The 17,880-nt window shown below is 64.8% G+C and carries 17 protein-coding genes; 8 read left to right on the top strand and 9 right to left on the bottom strand.

Going from position 1 to position 17,880, the window contains the following annotated elements; translation table 11 throughout:
• Positions 1-88: 88 nt before the first annotated feature.
• Entirely contained in the window at positions 89-1,492 is a 1,404-nt protein-coding gene (locus DQG18_RS01345) for a helix-turn-helix domain-containing protein (protein ID WP_116652420.1), read from the bottom strand.
• A 169-nt stretch (positions 1,493-1,661) separates the two neighbouring features.
• Here DQG18_RS01345 and DQG18_RS01350 point away from each other — a divergent pair, with 169 nt between their 5' ends.
• From DQG18_RS01350 to DQG18_RS01360, 3 genes are all read left to right on the top strand, one after another.
• Positions 1,662-1,889, top strand: coding sequence for a hypothetical protein (locus tag DQG18_RS01350; RefSeq protein WP_157969955.1), 228 nt, complete (start codon positions 1,662-1,664; stop codon positions 1,887-1,889).
• A 326-nt stretch (positions 1,890-2,215) separates the two neighbouring features.
• Entirely contained in the window at positions 2,216-3,511 is a 1,296-nt protein-coding gene (gene aceA, locus DQG18_RS01355; protein ID WP_116652422.1) for an isocitrate lyase, read from the top strand.
• A gap of 437 nt (positions 3,512-3,948) precedes the next feature.
• Positions 3,949-5,523 carry a peptide chain release factor 3 gene (locus DQG18_RS01360; protein ID WP_116652423.1) on the top strand — a complete coding sequence of 525 codons (1,575 nt, stop codon included), beginning with the start codon at positions 3,949-3,951 and terminating at the stop codon, positions 5,521-5,523.
• 221 nt (positions 5,524-5,744) lie between these two features.
• Here DQG18_RS01360 and DQG18_RS01365 read toward each other — a convergent pair whose 3' ends face one another.
• Positions 5,745-7,268 carry a YifB family Mg chelatase-like AAA ATPase gene (locus DQG18_RS01365; RefSeq protein ID WP_116652424.1) on the bottom strand — a complete coding sequence of 508 codons (1,524 nt, stop codon included), beginning with the start codon at positions 7,266-7,268 and terminating at the stop codon, positions 5,745-5,747.
• A 212-nt stretch (positions 7,269-7,480) separates the two neighbouring features.
• Here DQG18_RS01365 and DQG18_RS01370 point away from each other — a divergent pair, with 212 nt between their 5' ends.
• Positions 7,481-7,867, top strand: a complete 387-nt coding sequence (locus DQG18_RS01370; protein ID WP_116652425.1) for a response regulator — start codon at positions 7,481-7,483, stop codon at positions 7,865-7,867.
• Positions 7,868-7,959: 92 nt separating this feature from the next.
• Entirely contained in the window at positions 7,960-8,802 is an 843-nt protein-coding gene (locus tag DQG18_RS01375; protein WP_116652426.1) for a glycoside hydrolase family 25 protein, read from the top strand.
• A gap of 18 nt (positions 8,803-8,820) precedes the next feature.
• On the opposite strand, the gene DQG18_RS01380 is transcribed toward DQG18_RS01375, so the two are convergent.
• From DQG18_RS01380 to rsmI, 4 genes are all read right to left on the bottom strand, one after another.
• On the bottom strand, positions 8,821-9,447 hold the full coding sequence (locus DQG18_RS01380) for a MarC family protein (RefSeq protein ID WP_116652427.1): 627 nt from the start codon (positions 9,445-9,447) through the stop codon (positions 8,821-8,823).
• Between the two features lie 316 nt (positions 9,448-9,763).
• Positions 9,764-10,705 (bottom strand): glutathione synthase, encoded by a 942-nt coding sequence (gene gshB / locus DQG18_RS01385; RefSeq protein WP_116652428.1) that lies wholly within the window; start codon positions 10,703-10,705, stop codon positions 9,764-9,766.
• Positions 10,706-10,729: 24 nt separating this feature from the next.
• Positions 10,730-11,107 carry a YraN family protein gene (locus tag DQG18_RS01390; RefSeq protein ID WP_116652780.1) on the bottom strand — a complete coding sequence of 126 codons (378 nt, stop codon included), beginning with the start codon at positions 11,105-11,107 and terminating at the stop codon, positions 10,730-10,732.
• On the bottom strand, positions 11,076-11,957 hold the full coding sequence (gene rsmI, locus DQG18_RS01395; RefSeq protein WP_116652429.1) for a 16S rRNA (cytidine(1402)-2'-O)-methyltransferase: 882 nt from the start codon (positions 11,955-11,957) through the stop codon (positions 11,076-11,078). The genes DQG18_RS01390 and rsmI overlap by 32 nt, the downstream gene beginning before the upstream one ends.
• Before the next feature lie 86 nt (positions 11,958-12,043).
• On the opposite strand from rsmI, the gene DQG18_RS01400 reads away from it, so the two are divergent.
• The gene (locus DQG18_RS01400) at positions 12,044-13,348 is read left to right on the top strand and encodes a penicillin-binding protein activator (protein ID WP_116652430.1); all 1,305 of its coding nucleotides are present in this window, start codon (positions 12,044-12,046) and stop codon (positions 13,346-13,348) included.
• Here DQG18_RS01400 and hemW read toward each other — a convergent pair.
• Genes hemW through rph form a run of 3 tightly spaced genes read right to left on the bottom strand, consistent with a single transcriptional unit; the run spans position 13,345 to position 15,847 of the window.
• Complete coding sequence (hemW, locus tag DQG18_RS01405) at positions 13,345-14,496, bottom strand: radical SAM family heme chaperone HemW (RefSeq protein WP_116652431.1); 1,152 nt, start codon at positions 14,494-14,496, stop codon at positions 13,345-13,347. The two genes, DQG18_RS01400 and hemW, sit on opposite strands and share 4 nt — an antisense overlap.
• Positions 14,493-15,128, bottom strand: a complete 636-nt coding sequence (rdgB, locus tag DQG18_RS01410) for an RdgB/HAM1 family non-canonical purine NTP pyrophosphatase (protein ID WP_116652432.1) — start codon at positions 15,126-15,128, stop codon at positions 14,493-14,495. The genes hemW and rdgB overlap by 4 nt, the downstream gene beginning before the upstream one ends.
• Positions 15,125-15,847, bottom strand: a complete 723-nt coding sequence (rph, locus tag DQG18_RS01415; protein WP_116652433.1) for a ribonuclease PH — start codon at positions 15,845-15,847, stop codon at positions 15,125-15,127. The genes rdgB and rph overlap by 4 nt, the downstream gene beginning before the upstream one ends.
• A gap of 117 nt (positions 15,848-15,964) precedes the next feature.
• Here rph and hrcA point away from each other — a divergent pair, with 117 nt between their 5' ends.
• Positions 15,965-17,044, top strand: coding sequence for a heat-inducible transcriptional repressor HrcA (gene hrcA / locus DQG18_RS01420; RefSeq protein WP_245958332.1), 1,080 nt, complete (start codon positions 15,965-15,967; stop codon positions 17,042-17,044).
• 92 nt (positions 17,045-17,136) lie between these two features.
• A complete protein-coding gene (grpE, locus tag DQG18_RS01425; protein ID WP_116652435.1) occupies positions 17,137-17,784 on the top strand; it encodes a nucleotide exchange factor GrpE in 648 nt (215 codons plus the stop codon).
• Positions 17,785-17,880: the final 96 nt, after the last annotated feature.

Here is a 17,880-nt window from a genome sequence, read left to right on the forward strand (position 1 = left end):
GGTTTGGCGGGGAGGAGGTGTAGTTTAGACGATTTTTCCACCCGGTCGAATCACCCCCCTTCGACAACGCGGCCGGGACACGCCGGGTTCAGCCCCGCTGCATATAAAGGTTTTCCAGCCGCTCGGCGGTCGATTCGGAAAAGCGGTGATCGGCCGGGGGGTGGGCGCGCTGGCCGCATTCCTTTCGCGGGCAGATGCGGCAGCCGACCCCGATGGGCACCGCGCCCGCCGGGGCGTCGAGATCGATGCCGTCGGCATAGACCATGGCCGGGGCGTGGGCGATGGCGCACCCCAGCCCGATGGCGATGTGACGGCGCGGGGCGTTGTGGGCGTAGCCGCCTTTGGCGATGGCTCTCGCGATGCAGAAATAGCGCTGCCCGTCCGGCATTTGCGAGAGCTGGATGTTGATCTGGCCGGGATTGAGGAACGCCGAATAGACGTTCCAGCGCGGGCAGGCGCCCGAATGGCGCGGGATGTGGATGCCCGAAAGCGAAAAGCGCTTGGAGATGTTGCCCGCGATATCGGTGCGCACCAGATGGAGGGGAATGCCCGCCATGCCGGGGCGCTGGAGGGTCGTCATCCGGTGGCAGACCTGCTCGAAGCTGGCGCGGAAGCGCCGCCCCAGCCGCTCGATGTCGTAGCGCGTGTCGCGGCAGGCGGTAAAGAACGCCTCATAGGGCATGATTAGCGCCGCCGCCATATAGGAGGCCAGCACGTTGCGGGCGAGGGGAATGGCATCGGGCTGGGGCAGGGTGCTGGTTTCGATCAGGTGATCGATCTCGGTCCCCGCGCATAGGAGCGCTGCCTGCTGGGCCATGGCAAAAAGCGCGGATTCGGGCTCGAGCGTATCGGCGACCGACAGCACGCGCCCCCCGTCCGCGAGCCGCCGCATCACGCCATTGGGGAGCGACACCAGCCGCGTCTCGATGCCGAAGACGTTGAAAAGCCAGGCCCTGAGCCCTTGCTCGAACCCCTCGGCGGCGTTGTCGATATCGTGGCGGACGCGTTCGGCGGCGGCTTCGAGCGTGGGAAAATGGTTGGCGTTTTCCTGGAGAAAATCGGAGACGGCTTCGGTCACCACATTGTGGCCCGTCTCATGGGCCGCCTCGACATGGGTCTCGGGGCGGCGCAGATGCTTTACGTGGTCGAACAGCTTGAGCACCGCGCGCCCGACGGCGGGGTGGCTGGCGGCAAGATCGCGGATATCGTGATTGGTGAGATCGGCGTCGGCGAAGATATCGTCGCCGAACACTTCCATCAGGTCCCCGGCCAGCCGCCCGTCATCGCTTTCGGCCAGCTCGCCCGGCTCGACCCCGAAATAGCCGGCCGCCCGGAACAGGAGCGGCACGGTGATACGGCGGCGATTGTGCTCGATCAGATTGAGATAGCTGGGCGATATGGCGAGCGCCTCGGCGAGCTGGGCCTGGCTCACCTTCTTCAGGCGCCGCAGGCGCCTCAGCCTGCCCCCGATCTGCGGTTCGCTCGCGGCCATACCCGGCCCTCCTCTTTACAAACTTTACAGTTTCCGATGCAATTCTTTGCAAGACTTTGCAGCTTAACATGCTGATTTAACGTATTTTCTTGCAACAAACGCCGTTCTTGTCAATTCTTTACTCAAGCGCAGGCGCAACGCTTGCAACCTGTTTTGAGGAGAGAAGGCGATGACCGCTATGACCACCACCAGCCCCGGCGAGGAAGACTTCATCACCATCATCGCGCCATCGATGGCCGAAGTGATGGCCAGCTTTGCCGCCCAGGGGCTCGCCGAACGCCAATACGCCATCGTCCATCGCGGGGGGCGGCACAGCTTTACCCTGGCCGGAGGCGAAACGCTGTTCGAGGGCGCGACGATGATCGCGGCGACCTTTGCGCGGCGGGCCGGGGCTTAAAGCAGATCAGTGTTTGACGGAATCGTCGACGTTCCCGCGGTTGCGGCGGGCCGTTTCCAGAACCTGAAACGACCTTGGCGCTATCCGCCTGCATCGCTGCCCCCTCACCCCCGGCCCCTCTCCCACGAGGGGAGAGGGGGCACAAGAGCCGATATATCCACCGAATCCCCTTCTCCCCTTGTGGGATTGAGGAATGTCCCGAAGGGCAAATCGCTCCGGTGGAGCGATTTGAATGACGAAAGTGGCCCGGCAAAGCCGGGTCGGATGAGGGGGCTGCAGAGGTAACCAACCCCACCAGACTCTATTAACCGAGGAGACTTTCAGAAATGCTCGATAAACCCCACACACCCGAGACCTTCCCGGCCCCTGATTGGGCCCCGGACCGCTGGCGCACCGTCCGGCGGGACTATACGCTCGCCGATGTCGTAAAGCTCAAAGGTTCGCTTTCCATCCGCCATACGCTGGCCGAGAACGGGGCGCGGCGGCTCTGGGAGCTGCTTCAAAAAGAGGACTATTTGCCGACACTGGGCACCTTTACCGGCAATCAGGCCACCCAGCAGGTGAAGGCCGGCCTCAAGGCCATTTATCTTTCCGGCTGGCAGGTCGCGGCGGACGCCAACACGTCCGGGAACATGTATCCCGACCAGTCGCTCTACCCCGCCGATTCGGTCCCCGCGATCGTCAGGCGCATCAACAAGGCGCTGCAGCGCGCCGACCAGATCCAGACCATGGAGCGGTTCGAGGGCAAGTCCGAGGCCGATATCGATTATTTCGTGCCCATCATCGCCGATGCCGAAGCCGGATTCGGCGGGGCGCTCAACGTCTTTGAGCTGATGAAGGCGATGATCGAGGCGGGCGCGGCGGCGGTCCATTTCGAGGATCAGCTGGCAAGCGAGAAGAAATGCGGGCATCTGGGCGGCAAGGTGCTGGTGCCCACCCGCACCTTCGTGCGCACCCTCAACGCCGCCCGGCTCGCCGCCGACGTGATGGACGTGCCCACGCTGATCATGGCGCGCACCGATGCCGAGGCCGCCCAGCTCATCACTTCAGATATCGACGAATACGACGCCCCGTTCATCACCGGGGAGCGCACCGAGGAAGGCTTCTACCGGCTCAGGGGCGGGTTCGAGGCGGCGATCGCGCGCGGGCTCGCCTATGCGCCCTATGCCGACCTCATCTGGTGCGAGACCTCGACGCCCTCGCTTGAGGACGCCAGGCGCTTTGCCGAGGCGATCCGCAAGGAACACCCCCACCAGATGCTGGCCTATAACTGCTCGCCTTCGTTCAACTGGGCGAAATATATGGGGGAAAGCGAGATGGAGGCCTTCCAGCGCGAGCTGGGCGCCATGGGCTATAAATACCAGTTCATCACGCTGGCCGGGTTCCACAACCTTTCGCTCACCACATTCAACCTGGCGCGTGGTTACAAGGCGCGCGGCATGGCGGCCTATTCGGAACTGCAGCAGGCCGAGTTCGCCGCCGAGCCGCACGGCTTTTCGGCAACGCGCCACCAGCGCGAGGTCGGCACCGGCTATTTCGACGCGGTGGCCACCGCGATCAGCCAGGGCAAGGCTGCAACCACCGCCATGTCGGGCTCAACCGAAACGGCCCAGTTCCACTGACCGGCGGCTCAATTCACGCCCTTCGTGATTCACGTGAAGCATTGCGATTGCTTCACGTGAATCCTTTTTTTCTATGCTGGCGCGGGGGGCGGTTCAGCTTTTGATGGAAGCGGCCTGCCGGGGCGATTGGGGTTGGATCGCACTGGTTTTCCGGGAACGAGTCCCGGACCGATATTGGCGATTTTGGCCGATGCCCGCCCCAATCGCGAGAGCCTTAAACGATGCCGTTTCCATCGGAACCTGAACCGATCGCCCCCCCCCGAAGGGAGGCCCTGCCACAAGCGAACCGGCCGGGCAATAAAACCAACCCCATCGAGTGCCGCGGATATAGGACACCCGGGCCCGGCAAGCCCCGAATCGCATGGCTTCGCAAGCGGGCGGTTTTGCGATAGGAGAGCGGCGAGAAAATCTTCCCGCGAGCCCCCGGAGTTCATCGCTTGACCGCCACAGGCCATCTTTCGCGCCGTACCTTTGCCATCATCTCGCACCCGGACGCCGGTAAAACGACGCTGACCGAAAAGCTGCTTTTATCCTCGGGGGCCATCCATCTGGCCGGCGAGGTGCAGGAGCGCGGCGAACGGCGCCGCACGCGCTCGGACTGGATGGAGATCGAGCAGAAACGCGGTATCTCGATCACCTCGTCGGTCATGACCTTCGAACATATGGGGCTGACGCTCAACCTGCTCGACACCCCGGGCCACGCGGACTTTTCCGAGGACACCTACCGGACCCTCACCGCGGTCGACGCGGCGATCATGGTGATCGACGCGGCCAAGGGCATCGAGGCGCAGACCCGGAAGCTTTTCGAGGTGTGCCGCCTGCGCGACATCCCCATCATCACGGTTATCAACAAGATCGACCGCGAGGCGCGCGATACGCTCGAAATCCTCGATGAAATCATGGAAACGCTGGCGCTCGACACCGCGCCCATGATGTGGCCGGTGGGGGCGGGGGTGGATTTTTCCGGGATGATCGATCTCGAGGGGGGGCGGTTCGTCTCCCCCGATGGCGCGATTTCCGACGACGCGCCGGGGGTCGAGGCGCTGGTGGAGAGGTTCGCCGGCTCGCAGAACCTTGCCATAAGCGGCGCGATCGAAGGGCTGGAGCTGGCGCGCGAATCGCTGCCCCGCTTCGAGCGCGAGGCGTTCCTGGCCGGGCATCTGAGCCCGGTCTATTTCGGTTCGGCGCTGAAGGCCGTGGGGGTAAGGCACCTGCTCGAGGCGGTGTGCCGGTTCGCGCCGCCGCCACGCGCCCAGCCGGCAAAGCCGGAGCCGGTCGATCCGGCCGGGGACAAATGCGTGGGCTTCGTTTTCAAGGTGCAGGCCAATATGGACCCCAACCATCGCGACCGCGTCGCCTTCGTGCGCGTCGCTTCGGGGAGCCTTAAACGCGGCATGCGGCTAAAGAACGTACGCTCGGGCAAGGATCTCAAGATCGCCAACCCCATGTTCTTTTTCGCCCGCGAGCGCGAACTGGCCGACGAAGCGCTGGCCGGGGACGTGGTGGGCATACCCAATCATGGCACGCTCTCGGTGGGCGACACCTTGACCGAGGGGCCGGACGTGACGGTCACCGGCATTCCCAATTTCGCCCCCGAACTGTTGCGGCGGGTGCATCTGGCCGATGCCTCAAAGACCAAGCAGCTCGCAAAAGCCCTCACCGATCTGGCCGAGGAGGGCGTGGTGCAGGTGTTCAAGCCTTCGCTGGGGGCGGGCTATTATGTGGGGGCGGTCGGCCCGTTGCAGCTCGAAGTCCTCACCAGCCGGGCGCTGGCCGAATATTCGGTGCCCATCCGAATCGAGCCGACCCAATATGTCACCGCCCGCTGGGTGCGGGTCAGCGATGAGGCCCAGTTCGAGAAATTTGCCGCGCTCCATCGGCTCAACATCGCCGAGGACCGTTATGGCGACCCGGTGTTTCTCGCCCCCAGCCAGTGGGAGATCGACCGCTGCGCCAAGGATTTCCCCGAACTTGGGTTCATGGCGACCAAGGACCGGGGCGAGGCGGCCTGAGGAATTTTTTCCTGGAGCGTCAGGGTTTGACGGATTCCTCGAGGCTCGCGATTGCGGTGGGTTCGGTCTGGACCCCGGGAATGAATCCCGGGGTGACAAGCGGGAATGGGGCAGGTATCGGCCAAAACCGCCAATGTCATTCGGGGACCCGTTCCCAGGAATCCAGCGCGATCCAACCCCAACCGCCCCGGCATGCCGTTTCCATCAAGACCTGAACCGATCTAACTGGCCGCCATGTTGAGCCGGTAGCTCAGCGCTTCGGCGATATGGGGCTTTTGCACCGCCTGGCTGCCCGAAAGATCGGCGAGGGTGCGCGCGACCTTCAGGACCCGGTGATAGGCGCGGGCCGAGAGCGAAAAGGCTTCGGCGGCTTTCAAAAGAAGCGCGCGGCTTTCGGAGTCAGGGGCGGCCACCGTCTCGATCAGCCGCGATGAGGCCGCGGCGTTGGTAAAGGTGCCCGCAGCGCCCAGCGCCTGATACCGGGCGCGCTGGATATCGCGGGCCTTTTTGACCCGGGCCGCTACCGCCGCGCTCGCTTCGCCCGCGCCTGCCCCCGCGAGCATGTCGGCGGCCGAAACGGCGGGTACGTCGATCCTGATGTCGATGCGGTCGAGAAACGGACCCGAGATCCGCCCCTGATAGTCGGCGGCGCATCGGTCGCCCCGGCGGCAGGTGTGGCCGGGCGTTCCCGCCATGCCGCATTTGCACGGGTTCATGGCGGCGATGAGCTGGACGCGGGCCGGGTAGGAGACCTTCGCGTTGGCGCGGGCGATGACTGTTTCCCCGGTTTCGAGCGGCTGGCGCAGGCTGTCGAGCGCCTGAGGCTGGAATTCGGGCAATTCGTCGAGAAACAGCACGCCGTTATGGGCGAGCGAAATCTCGCCGGGCTTTGCGTTGTGCCCGCCCCCGACGAGCGCGGCCATCGAGGCGGAGTGGTGGGGGGCGCGGAACGGGCGGCGGTCCGAAAGCGCCCCGTTGCGCAGGCTTCCCGCGATCGAGGCGATCATCGAGACGTCGAGCATTTCGAGGGGCGAGAGCGCGGGCAGGATCGAAGGCAGGCGCTGGGCGAGCATGGATTTTCCCGCACCGGGCGGCCCGATCATCAGGAAATTATGCCCGCCTGCCGCCGCGATCTCGAGCGCACGGCGCGCCACCTCCTGCCCCTTGATGTCGGAAAGATCGTCCTCGCCCTCGACGGCGAGCGCCTTTTGCGGAACGGGACGCGCCGCGATCTGGCGCCCGGCCAGATGATTGACCAGCGCAAAAAGGCTTTCAATCGCGATGATGTCGATATCAGGGCTGGCCCATGCCGCTTCCGGCCCGCAGGCAGAAGGGCAAATGATGCCCTTTTCCTCGGCGTTGGCGGCAATGGCGGCGGGCAGGATGCCGGGAACACGCGAAACGCGCCCGTCGAGCGCCAATTCCCCCAGAACGAAATAGCTTTCGAGCATATCGGCGGGGATGGCGCCCATCGCCGCCATCAGGCCCAGCGCGATGGGCAGATCGTAATGGCTGCCCTCCTTGGGAAGATCGGCGGGAGCCAGGTTCACGGAAATGTGCTTGGCGGGCAGGGCCAGCCCCGAGGCGATCAGCGCGGCGCGCACCCGCTCGCGGCTTTCGCCCACCGCCTTGTCGGGCAGGCCCACGATATTGAATCTGGGCAGGCCGGGCGAGATTTGCACCTGTACGTCAACGGGGACGGCCCTTATGCCCTCGAATGCGACAGTCGTGATCGACGTGGCCATGCCACCCCCTATGGCTCCGGCGCGCTCAGACTTTATGAGCAAGGCTAGCAGCGCTAGAGGGGATCGGCAAGAACATTTATAGAACATTTGCACAGGAACGGCCCGATACCCGGGAACCAGCGTGGCTGCGGCAGCATTGAACGGGAAAGGAAAAAAGATCAGTCCTTCCGCCCCCATTTGCAGATGACGGGCGGGGAGGCAGGAGAAAAAAGATGAAAACCACATATACCGGCGGGGCCGTTCTGGTGGTCGAGGACGACCCCCTTGTGAGGCTCGATACCGCGCTGGCGCTTTCGGACGCCGGGTTCGCGGTAATCGAGGCGGGCACCGCCGATGAAGCGATCGATATTCTCGCCGAGCGGAGACATATCGGGCTCGTTTTCACCGATATCGAAACCCCGGGCCGCCACGACGGGCTCGACCTTGCCCGGATGGTGGCCGAGACGCGGCCCGATCTTCCGGTGCTGGTCACTTCCGGGCAGCGCCGGGCCGGGGGGCTCGACCCCAGGCGGTTTTTCGCCAAGCCCTATGACACGCGGGCCGTCATTGCACGGGCGCGGGCGCTGACGGCACGGCGGCGCAAGGGCCTTAACGCCTGATTAACGCTTTTTGTGAGGGCCGCCTTAACGGAAAAGGCGGCAAGAAACCCTTTCACTCGGCATTTTATGCAAATTGAAGGGATTCTGCCGCCATGCGCCTCGCCGCCCTGTCCATCTCGCGCAAAATTCCGGCTCGCGGGGTCCTGGCATTGCTGGGGGGGCTGGTGCTGGCGGGCACGCTCGCGGCGTGCGGTCACAACTACTATCCCTCGAAAGGCGACAGCAAACCCCATCCGGGGGTGGCGCGGGCCCATTCGATGCCCATCCACGGCATCGACGTCTCCCGGCATCAGGGCACGATCGACTGGCAGGCGGTGGCGCGGGCCGGAACCCGCTTTGCCTTCATCAAGGCGACCGACGGGGGCGACCATCTCGACCCGCGCTTTCACGAGAACTGGCGCAAAGCGCGCGAGGCGGGCATTCCGCGCGGGGCCTATCACTTCGTTTACTGGTGCCGGCCTGCATCCGAACAGGTGGCGTGGTTTGCCGCCAACGTTCCGGCGGAAACCGATGCGCTGCCCCCGGTGCTCGATCTTGAATGGAACAACGGATCGTCCTGCCGCCACTCGCTGACCCGCGAGGAGGTGCTCGAAAAGGTGCGCATCATGCTCGCCGGGATGGAAGCCCATACCGGCAAGGTGCCGATCATCTATACCGACATCAATTTCCACCGCGACGTGCTCGAGGGCGTGCCGCTCGACAACCCCATGTGGCTGCGCTCGGTCGCCGCCCAACCCCACGAGCGCTACAAGAACCGCCCCTTCACCTTCTGGCAGTATACCCAGACCGGGCTCGTGCCGGGGGTGCGCGGCGGGGTGGACCGCAATGCCTTCAACGGTTCGGAACAGGACTGGATCCAGTTCTTCATGACCGGGTGCGACCCGCGTAATTACCATGCGCTGGCCAGCCAGGGCCGGTGCACGATCCTCAAATAATCGATGTGTGTCGGGGCTCTATCCCAGGAGCCCCGAATCGCGGATGCCGTCGAAGACGAACTGCACGGCGAGCGCGGTGAGCAGTATCCCCACGATCCGGGTGAGGACAGACAGCCCGGTCAGGCCCATGAGCTTCTGGATCGGAATGGCGACCAAAAGGGTCAGCCAGGCGATAAAGAGCGTCGCGACCAGCGCCACGAGCACCAGCCAGAACTCGATATCGCTCCCCGCCCCGGTGGTCAGAAGGATCACCGCGCTGATCGCGCCGGGCCCGGCCAGGAGCGGCATGGCGAGGGGAAAGACGGAAATATCGCGGCGCGTGCGGCCCTCGGCCTCTTCCTCGTCGGTCGTCCCGGTGCCGCCCGAATGGCGCGCGAACACCATGTCGATGGCAATGAGCAGCAACAGGATGCCGCCCGCCACCCGCAGGGCGGGTAGGGTGATGCCGAACAGATCGAGGATGACGCTGCCCACCAGCCCGAAAAACAGCAGGATGGCCGTGGCGATCGCAACGCCGCGCGTTGCAAAGACGAACCGCTCGCGGCTGGTATTGCCCTGGGTGAGTCCGGCAAAGATGAAGGCGATGTCGGCCACCCCGACCGTTGCGAAAAAGGTCGCAAAGGCGACAAAGAACGTCGCGGTCATTTCAGCCCCCCTGTTCCACGTGAATCAGTTTCCTCCCTGTCGCGCCCACTTTTGCCGGAAGCGCTCCCAGGTCTTTTCAGGCTTTGGTGGAAATGGTGCGGGTCGGTGCACGATCCCAATCTCTATCTCCAATGTCACCCCGGGATTTATTCCCGGGGTCCAGTGCGATGCAAAGCGCGTCCGCCGTATTTGCGTTTCCATCAAAACCTGAAACACCCTAGAGCTCCTGTTTTGATGGAATCAAAACAGGAGCTCTAGGTCTTTGTTATATCGCGTTTCCGAACCGCATAAATGGTATCCACTTATGCTGGAAACGCTAGCGCCTCGCCTCGATGGCGTCCCAGATCATCGCCGCGATGTCGGGGCCGCCGAAGCGCTTCACCTCACGAATCCCGGTGGGGGAGGTGACGTTGATCTCGGTGAGGTAATCGCCGATGACGTCGATGCCCACGAAAATGAGGTCGCGCTTTCTAAGCTCGGGGGCGATGATCTCGCAGATCTCGTGTTCGCGTTTTGTCAATTCGGAAAGCTCGGGCCGACCGCCAGCGTGCATGTTGGAGCGCACTTCGCCCTCCTGGGGCACGCGGTTGAGCCCGGCCACCGGCTTTCCATCGACGATGATGATGCGCTTGTCGCCCTTCCTTACCTCGGGGAGATAGCGCTGCACCATGAAGGGTTCGCGGAAATTGGCCTCGAACATTTCAAGGAGCGAGCCGAGATTTTCGTCGTCGGGCTTGATGCGGAACACGCCCGCCCCGCCATTGCCGAACAGGGGTTTTAGAACGATATCGCCGAATTCGGCGCGAAAGGCGCGGATTTCCCGTTCGTCGCGGGTAATGAGGGTATCGGGCATCAGGTCGGGAAAGCTGGTGACGAGGATCTTTTCCGGGGCGTTGCGCACCTCGCGCGGGTGGTTGACCACCAGCGTCTTGGGGTGGACCAGCTCGAGCATGTGGGTGGTGGTGATATAGTGCATGTCGAAAGGCGGGTCCTGGCGGAGCAGGATCACGTCGAGCGTTGCAAGGTCGGTCTTTTGCCAGTCCTCAAGCGCGAAATGGAGGCCCTTGTCCTTGTCGTCGACCTTGATGGCGTGCACCCGCGCGGTGACGCTCGTTCCACGCTGGGCGAGCGAGGCGGGGGTGTAATAGAACAGCTCATGGCCGCGCGCCTGGGCTTCGAGCATCAGGGCAAAGCTCGAATCGCCCAGGGGGTTGATGGTTTCGATGGGGTCCATCTGGACGGCGATGGAAAGCGGCATGGAAGAACTCCGGGACGTAAAAGATCAGGACAGGGAAAAGGCATTTTCCAGATGGTGCGGCCAGCGGCCCTTTGCCAGCACTATGACATCGAATCGGCAATCCAGCCCTGAAAATTCGGGGCGGGTGGCAAGGAACCATTGTGCGGCCTTTGCGATCCGGGCCGTGTTGACCGCCTCGAATGCGGCAGCGTCGATGGATTTGCGGTGCTTGACCTCGGCAAAGACCAGCAGCGCGCCCCGCCGCGCGACGATATCGATTTCCCCAACCGGGGTCTTTAAACGCCGTGAGAGGATAGAGAAGCACTTGAGCCTCAGATAGAGCGCGGCCAGCGTCTCGGCGCGCCGCCCGGCGCGTTCGGCGCGCAAGCGTTCAGGTGCGGGCTTTGAGCGCGAGCGCGGCATCATAGACCTCCTTGCGCTTGAGGGCGTGCCGGGCGGTGATCTCGTCCACCGCGACGCGCAGCGGATTGTCCTTGAGGGCGGCTTCCAGTTCGGCGCGCCAGTCGGTGGCGCCCGCCGTCTCCCCCTTGGCCGCGCCGGCAACGAGGATCACCGCCTCGCCCTTTGTCTCGCCCGAAAACCGGTCGGCGAGTTCGCCCAGCGTGCCCGGGATAAAGCGCTCGAATTTCTTGGTCAGCTCCAGCGCGACCACGCCCTGCCGGCCCGTACCGAACGCTTTGGCCATATCGGCGAGCGCCGCGCCCAGCCGGCGGGGGGATTCGTAAAAGACCAGCGTTTCGGGGTGGGCGGCGAGGGGGGAAAGCGCGTTGACGCGCTGGCCGGTTTTTGGCGGCAGGAAGCCGAAAAAGGAAAAGGCATCGGTGGGCAGCCCCGCGCCGGCCAGCGCCGCGAGCAGTGCGGAAGGACCGGGGACCGGAAAGACCGGCAGGCCCTTTTCGCGCGCGGCGCGGACCAGCGGGAAGCCGGGATCGGACAAGAGCGGGGTGCCAGCGTCCGACACCAGCGCGATCACCGCGCCCGCTTCGAGCCGCGAAAGAATGTCGGCGACCCGCGCGCGCTCGTTGTGCTCATGGAGCGGGGAGCGCGGGGTCCTGATGGCGTAGGCATCGAAAAGCCGGGCGGTGTGGCGCGTATCCTCGCACAGCACCAGATCGGCGCTGGCCAGAATATCGAGGGCGCGCAGGGTGATATCCCGAAGGTTTCCGATCGGGGTGGCGACGAGATAAAGCCCCGGCGCGGGCCGCACCGGTGCAATGGTCTGGCTGGCTATGGCGTAATGGCTTGACGTCAAATCCGGCCCCTTTTTCCCGAAGGGCAGTCTTAGGCGGGGCGGGGTGCTTTGTCGAGGCGGCGAATCAGGTCAGACTCCGGGCCACCATGGCCGCAACCCGCAACCCGCTTTTCGTTCTGGCCCGCTTCGCTCTGGGCGTGGCAACGCTTGGCGTTGCAGCCTGTTCGCCGTCCGCCGAATTCGGGCTGCCGCGTGGGCTCGATTTTCCCGCCCCCGATGCCCAGCCGGCCGCCGCATCCTCAACGCTTGCCCCGGCGCGGGGCGAGGTGATCGGCAGGGGGCCGGTGCGGGTTGCGCTGATCCTGCCGCTTTCGGGCGCAGGGAACGCGGCCAGTGCGGGGCGCGCCATGGCCAATGGCGCGCGGCTGGCGGTCGATTTCATCGAGCGGTCGGGGGCGGCCAATATCCATATCGTCTTAAAGGATTCCGGGGCCGACGAGACCCGCGCCCGCGCCGCCGCGCAAGAGGCGGTCGATGAAGGGGCAAGCCTTGTTCTGGGGCCGTTGCGCGCGGGCGCCGTTCGGGGCGCGGGCGCGGTGGCGCAGGCCGCCAATATTCCGCTGATCGGGTTTTCAAACACCGGTTCGGTGGCCCGGCCCGGCGTTTACCTTTTATCGGTGTTGCCCGAAACCGAAACCATGCGCGGACTTTCCTTTGCCCGCGCGCAAGGCAAACGCGCGGCGGCGGCGCTGGTGCCCGCCAACGCCTATGGCGAGGCGATGGGGGATGCCTTCCAGCGCGCGGCGCGCGAACTGGGCATGCCGGTGCGCGGGGTTTTTGCCTTTGCCAATGAGGCCGAGGCGCGCAGGCAGGTCGAGGCCCTGGTGCCGCAAATGATGGCCGGGCAGATCGATACGCTCTTTCTGCCCGACCGCGCCACGGCCCCCAGCTTTGCCATCCTGCTCGAAGCGGCGGGGGTGCCGCGCGAACAGCTGATGATTGTGGGGTCGAGCGAATGGGCGGGGGACGGCCCCATCCATTCCCAACTCTGGCTTGCGGGTGCGTTCTACCCTTCCATCGATCCGGCGGGGCTTGAAGCGATCACGCCCGATTATCGCGCCCGGTTCGGGAGCGAACCCGGCCAGCTTGCAACGATCGCCTATTCGGCGGTGCTTTTGGCCTCCAATTCGGCGCTCTCGGGGACCCAGCCGCGCTATGGCCCCCATGTGCTGCTTTCGCCCGCCGGCTTCAATGGCCGCGACGGGCTGTTCCGTTTCCATTACGACGGGCGCGGGGAATACGGGCTGGTCATCAACCGGGTAGCGGCGGGAGGGGCCGAGATCGCCGATCCGGCCCGCCTCGGCGGATTGACGCGGAACGCGGCGGGCTCATCGGCGGGCGGCGGCGCTATTCCCCCGGTGGGCAGCAGTCTTTTGCCGCGCGCTTATTAGGCCGCCAGATCCGCGACCACTGCGTCGAGCACCGGCCAGCCCTTTTCGGTCACGCGCAAGCGGCCATTGGAGAGGGTTTCGATAAAGCCGATATCCATCAGGTGAGCGATCTGGATCTCGGTCAGCGGACGGCGGGCGAGGGCCCTGTAGCGGTTGGGATCGATCCCTTCGCGCAGACGCAGGCCCATGACGAGATATTCGTCCCCCTCCTCGTCCCAGGTGAGATTGTCGTCATTGACCAGCCCGTCGCCGGCCTCCATCACCTTGTCCCACCATTTGAACGGCATCTTCTCGGCCGCCGTTGCGTGGCGCACCCCGCCGATCAGCAGCCTTCCATGGGCGCCCGGCCCGATCCCGGCATATTCGCCATAGCGCCAGTAGATGAGATTATGGCGGCTTTCCTGGCCGGGCCGTGCGTGGTTGGAAATCTCGTAGGCGGGCAGTCCGTAGGACACGGTGCGCGCCTGGGTCAGCTCGAACATATCGGCGGAAAGGTCCTCGGACGGCATTTTGAGCTTTCCAGCCCGAAACAGATCGAAATAGCGCGTGCCGGGCTCGATGCCGAGCTGGTAGAGCGAGAGATGGCCCGCCGAAAGCGCCAGCGCGTCGGTCAGCTCGTCATCCCATTGATCGAGCGTCTGGTCGGGGCGGGCGTAGATGATGTCAAAGCTCGAACGGGGAAAGATCGATTGCGCGAGCCTTACGGCGGCCACCGCGTCATCGACGGTGTGGAGCCGCCCCAGCCGCGCCAGCGGTTCGGGCCTGAGCGACTGGACGCCGAGCGAAACGCGGTTGACCCCGGCGGCGCGGTAGCCGCGAAAACGGTCCGCCTCGACCGAGGTGGGGTTGGCTTCGAGCGTTATCTCGGCGGTGTCGGAGACCTGCCAGTTTTTGGCGATCGCATCGAGGATCGCAGCCGTCGATCGGGGGTTCATCAGCGAGGGGGTTCCGCCGCCGAAAAAGATCGATTCCACCAGCCGCCCCGGCGCGCGGGCCGCCGTCGTCTCGATTTCCTGTATATAAGCGGAAACGAAACTCTCCTCGTCGAACGCGCCGCGATGGACGTGGGAGTTGAAGTCGCAATAGGGGCATTTGGCCGCGCAGAACGGCCAGTGCACATAGACCCCGAAGGCGGTGTTGGCGCTCAAAGGACGGCCTTTACGAATTTGGCAAAGGCGCGGGCGCGGTGGGAAAGCCCCTCCTTGCCGGGCGCCCAGGAATGCTTTTGCTCCGGCGTCATCTCGCCGAAGGTTTTTTGGTGACCATCGGGCAGGAATACAGGGTCGTAGCCATGCCCCAGATCGCCGCGCGGCGGCCAGACCAGCGTGCCCGGTACGATGCCTTCAAAGATCATGTCGCGCCCATCGGGCAGCGCGAGGCACAAGACCGCATTGAACCGGGCGCGGCGCTGATCGGGTTCGGTCGCGCCTTTTTCGGCCAGAAGGTCCTCGACCCTTTGCATGGCGTTCAGAAAATTGCGCGGCACCCCGGCCCAGTCGGCGGTATAGACCCCCGGCGCGCCGTCGAGCGCGTCGACCGAAATCCCCGAATCATCGGAAAGCGCGACGGTGCCGGTGGCCCGGGCCGCCGCGTGGGCCTTCAGGCGCGCGTTCTCGATGAAACTCGTGCCGGTCTCCTCGGGCTCGTCGAGCCCCAGTTCACCCGCCGAGACGATATCGAGGCCGAAATCCTTGAGCATGTCCTGAAATTCGGCCAGCTTGCCCGCATTGTGGGTCGCGAGCACCAGCCGGTCGCCGCGTGAAAGCCTGAAATCGCTCATCCTGCCGCCTCCAGCGCCGCTTTCTGGAGGACGACCAGTTCGGAAATACCCTTTTGCGCCAGCGCCAGGAGCTGCGCGAACTGGTCGGCCGAAAAGGGTTCGCCCTCGGCGGTGCCCTGGATTTCAACGAACCGCCCGTCGCCTGTCAGAACGAAATTGGCATCGGTTTCCGCTTCGCTGTCCTCGAGATAGTCGAGATCGAGCACGGGGGTCCCGCGATAAACCCCGCACGAGACCGCCGCCACGTGATCGCGGATCGGATCGGCCTTCAAGAGAGAGCGAGCGCCCATCCAGTCCACCGCCTGCCTGAGCGCAACGAACGCACCGGTGATGGCGGCGGTACGGGTGCCGCCATCGGCCTCGAGCACGTCGCAATCCAAAATGATCTGGTTTTCGCCCAGCTTTGCCAGATCGACCACGGCGCGTAAGGACCGCCCGATGAGGCGCTGGATTTCCTGGGTGCGCCCCGATTGCCTGCCGCTGGCCGCCTCGCGGCGGGTGCGCGTGCCGGTGGCGCGCGGCAGCATGCCGTATTCGGCGGTCACCCACCCCTCGCCCATGCCGCGCCGCCAGGAGGGCACCGTTGTTTCCACGGTTGCCGTGACCAGAACCCGCGTGCGCCCGAACGCGACAAGGCATGAGCCTTCCGCCTGGGGCGCAGCGCCCGGAGACAAGGAAACTTCGCGCAACTGATCTAGGGCGCGTCCGCTGGGCCGCATGGGAAACTCTTTTGTTCTGGTCTTCCGAAAATGGTTAAACGCCTCTTAACGCCTCGTTGGCCGCCGAACAAGCGCACCGCCCTTGGCGCGGGTCCTGTTTTTTCCTAAATGGTGAATATGCACAGGCCCGACCCGCGATCATCGGATTTTCTCGAAGCGCTTTCAGCGCGCAGCCAGGATATTTTCCGCAGGCTGGTCGAGCGCTATATCGAAACCGGTGAGCCGGTAGGCAGCCGCGCGCTCTCCAAAATGCTCGACATGCAGCTTTCCCCCGCCTCGGTGCGCAATGTGATGGCCGATCTCGAGGAATTGGGGCTGATCGCCGCCCCGCACACTTCGGCGGGCCGCGCCCCCACCCAGGAAGGCCTTCGGTTTTTTGTCGACGCCATGCTCGAAGTGGGCGCGGTGGACGAGACGGAGCGCGAAAACATTTCGCGCAATATCGAGGGCGGGGCGCGGGCCGGCAAGATCGAGGACCTGCTCAACGAGGCGAGCGTGCTGCTCTCGGGGCTTTCCCATGGTGCGGGCCTGGTGATCGCGGCCAAGGCCGACATGATCTTGAAGCATATCGAATTCGTCCGGCTCGATCCCGAACGCGCCATGGCCATCCTTGTGGGCCAGGACGGGCAGGTGGAAAACCGCATCATCGCGCTGCCGCCGGGCTTGACCCCGAGCGCGCTGCAGCAGGCGTCGAACTATCTGGCCCATCACGTCGCGGGCAAGACGCTCAAGCAGGCGCGCGAGGCGATCGACGCCCAGAACGAGAAACAGGCGCGCGAGCTCGATGAGATCACCGGCAGGCTCGTCGATTCCGGGCTCGCCTCGATGATCGAGGCCGAGGCCGGCCCCCCGACGCTGATCGTGCGCGGGCGCGCCAATCTCATTGACAGCACCATGGCCTCCGGTGATCTGGCGCGGGTGCGCCAGCTTTTCGACGAGATCGAATCGAAAAAAGGGCTGATCGAGCTGTTGAACGATGCCGAGGCCGCGCAAGGGGTGCGCATCTTCATCGGATCGGAAAACAAGCTCTTTTCGCTCTCGGGGTCATCGGTGGTGCTTTCCCCCTACAAGGACGCCACCGACAAGGTGGTGGGGGTATTGGGGGTCATCGGGCCGACCCGGCTCAACTATGCGCGCATCGTGCCCGTCGTTGATTACACCGCCCACGTGGTCAGCCGCCTGATCGGGCGGAAATAAAAGGGCGGGTCTGCGACGGGGGTTGAATTTCGCCCCCCGCTGGCCGATATGGCGGACAATCCATTTTTCCCTGACACCTTTTTCAAAGCGTGATGATGACCAACGATCAGGATCCGGCCAACGCGGCCGACGAAAATCCGGAAACGGACGCCGGGCAATCGGCTGCCGCGGCCGGGCCGACCGCCGAAGAACTGCTCGCTGCCGCGGAAGCGGAAAACGCCGAGTTGCGCGACAAGGTGTTGCGCATGGCGGCCGAGATGGAAAACCTCAGAAAGCGCACCGAGCGTGAAATCGCCGATACGCGCGCCTATGCCATCACCGGGTTCGCCCGCGACATGCTGGTGGCCACCGACAATCTCTCACGGGCCCTGCAGGCCGTGCCCGCCGAAGCGCGCGAGAACGCGGACGGCTCGCTCAAATCCCTCATCGAGGGAATCGAGATGACCGAGCGCGAGATGCAGCGGCTGCTGCAAAAGAACGGGGTGACCCCCATCGAGGCGCAGGACGTGAAATTCGACCCACACAGGCATCAGGCCATGTTCGAGGTGCCCGATCCCTCGGTGCCCGAGGGCACCGTCGTCCAGGTCGTCCAGGCCGGGTTCGCCATTGGCGAGCGGGTGCTGCGGCCCGCCATGGTGGGCGTTTCCAAGGGCGGCCCCAGGCGCAACGCGACCCCCGCCCCGGAACCGGAAACCGGCATCGACCCCGACTCCGGCGAGGGGGTCGACAAGACCGCCTGAACCGGCGGGAAAATCCCCCATCCGGCAAGCTTGAAGGGGTCCGGGCCCCTGCTTATATAGCAGCAAGGCCCGGATATGGGCAGTTTGGACCAACGC

The sequence above is a fragment of the Pelagibacterium sediminicola genome (assembly GCF_003390885.1).
GTDB classification, from domain to species: Bacteria; Pseudomonadota; Alphaproteobacteria; order Rhizobiales; family Devosiaceae; genus Pelagibacterium; species Pelagibacterium sediminicola.

Coding starts and splice junctions, on each gene's coding strand:
- DQG18_RS01345 (WP_116652420.1), bottom strand. CDS start 1,492: ATGGCCGCGAGCGAACCGCAGATCGGGGGCAGGCTGAGGCGCCTGCGG.
- DQG18_RS01350 (WP_157969955.1), top strand. CDS start 1,662: ATGACCGCTATGACCACCACCAGCCCCGGCGAGGAAGACTTCATCACC.
- aceA (WP_116652422.1), top strand. CDS start 2,216: ATGCTCGATAAACCCCACACACCCGAGACCTTCCCGGCCCCTGATTGG.
- DQG18_RS01365 (WP_116652424.1), bottom strand. CDS start 7,268: ATGGCCACGTCGATCACGACTGTCGCATTCGAGGGCATAAGGGCCGTC.
- DQG18_RS01370 (WP_116652425.1), top strand. CDS start 7,481: ATGAAAACCACATATACCGGCGGGGCCGTTCTGGTGGTCGAGGACGAC.
- DQG18_RS01375 (WP_116652426.1), top strand. CDS start 7,960: ATGCGCCTCGCCGCCCTGTCCATCTCGCGCAAAATTCCGGCTCGCGGG.
- DQG18_RS01380 (WP_116652427.1), bottom strand. CDS start 9,447: ATGACCGCGACGTTCTTTGTCGCCTTTGCGACCTTTTTCGCAACGGTC.
- gshB (WP_116652428.1), bottom strand. CDS start 10,705: ATGCCGCTTTCCATCGCCGTCCAGATGGACCCCATCGAAACCATCAAC.
- DQG18_RS01390 (WP_116652780.1), bottom strand. CDS start 11,107: ATGCCGCGCTCGCGCTCAAAGCCCGCACCTGAACGCTTGCGCGCCGAA.
- DQG18_RS01400 (WP_116652430.1), top strand. CDS start 12,044: ATGGCCGCAACCCGCAACCCGCTTTTCGTTCTGGCCCGCTTCGCTCTG.
- rdgB (WP_116652432.1), bottom strand. CDS start 15,128: ATGAGCGATTTCAGGCTTTCACGCGGCGACCGGCTGGTGCTCGCGACC.
- rph (WP_116652433.1), bottom strand. CDS start 15,847: ATGCGGCCCAGCGGACGCGCCCTAGATCAGTTGCGCGAAGTTTCCTTG.
- hrcA (WP_245958332.1), top strand. CDS start 15,965: ATGCACAGGCCCGACCCGCGATCATCGGATTTTCTCGAAGCGCTTTCA.
- grpE (WP_116652435.1), top strand. CDS start 17,137: ATGATGACCAACGATCAGGATCCGGCCAACGCGGCCGACGAAAATCCG.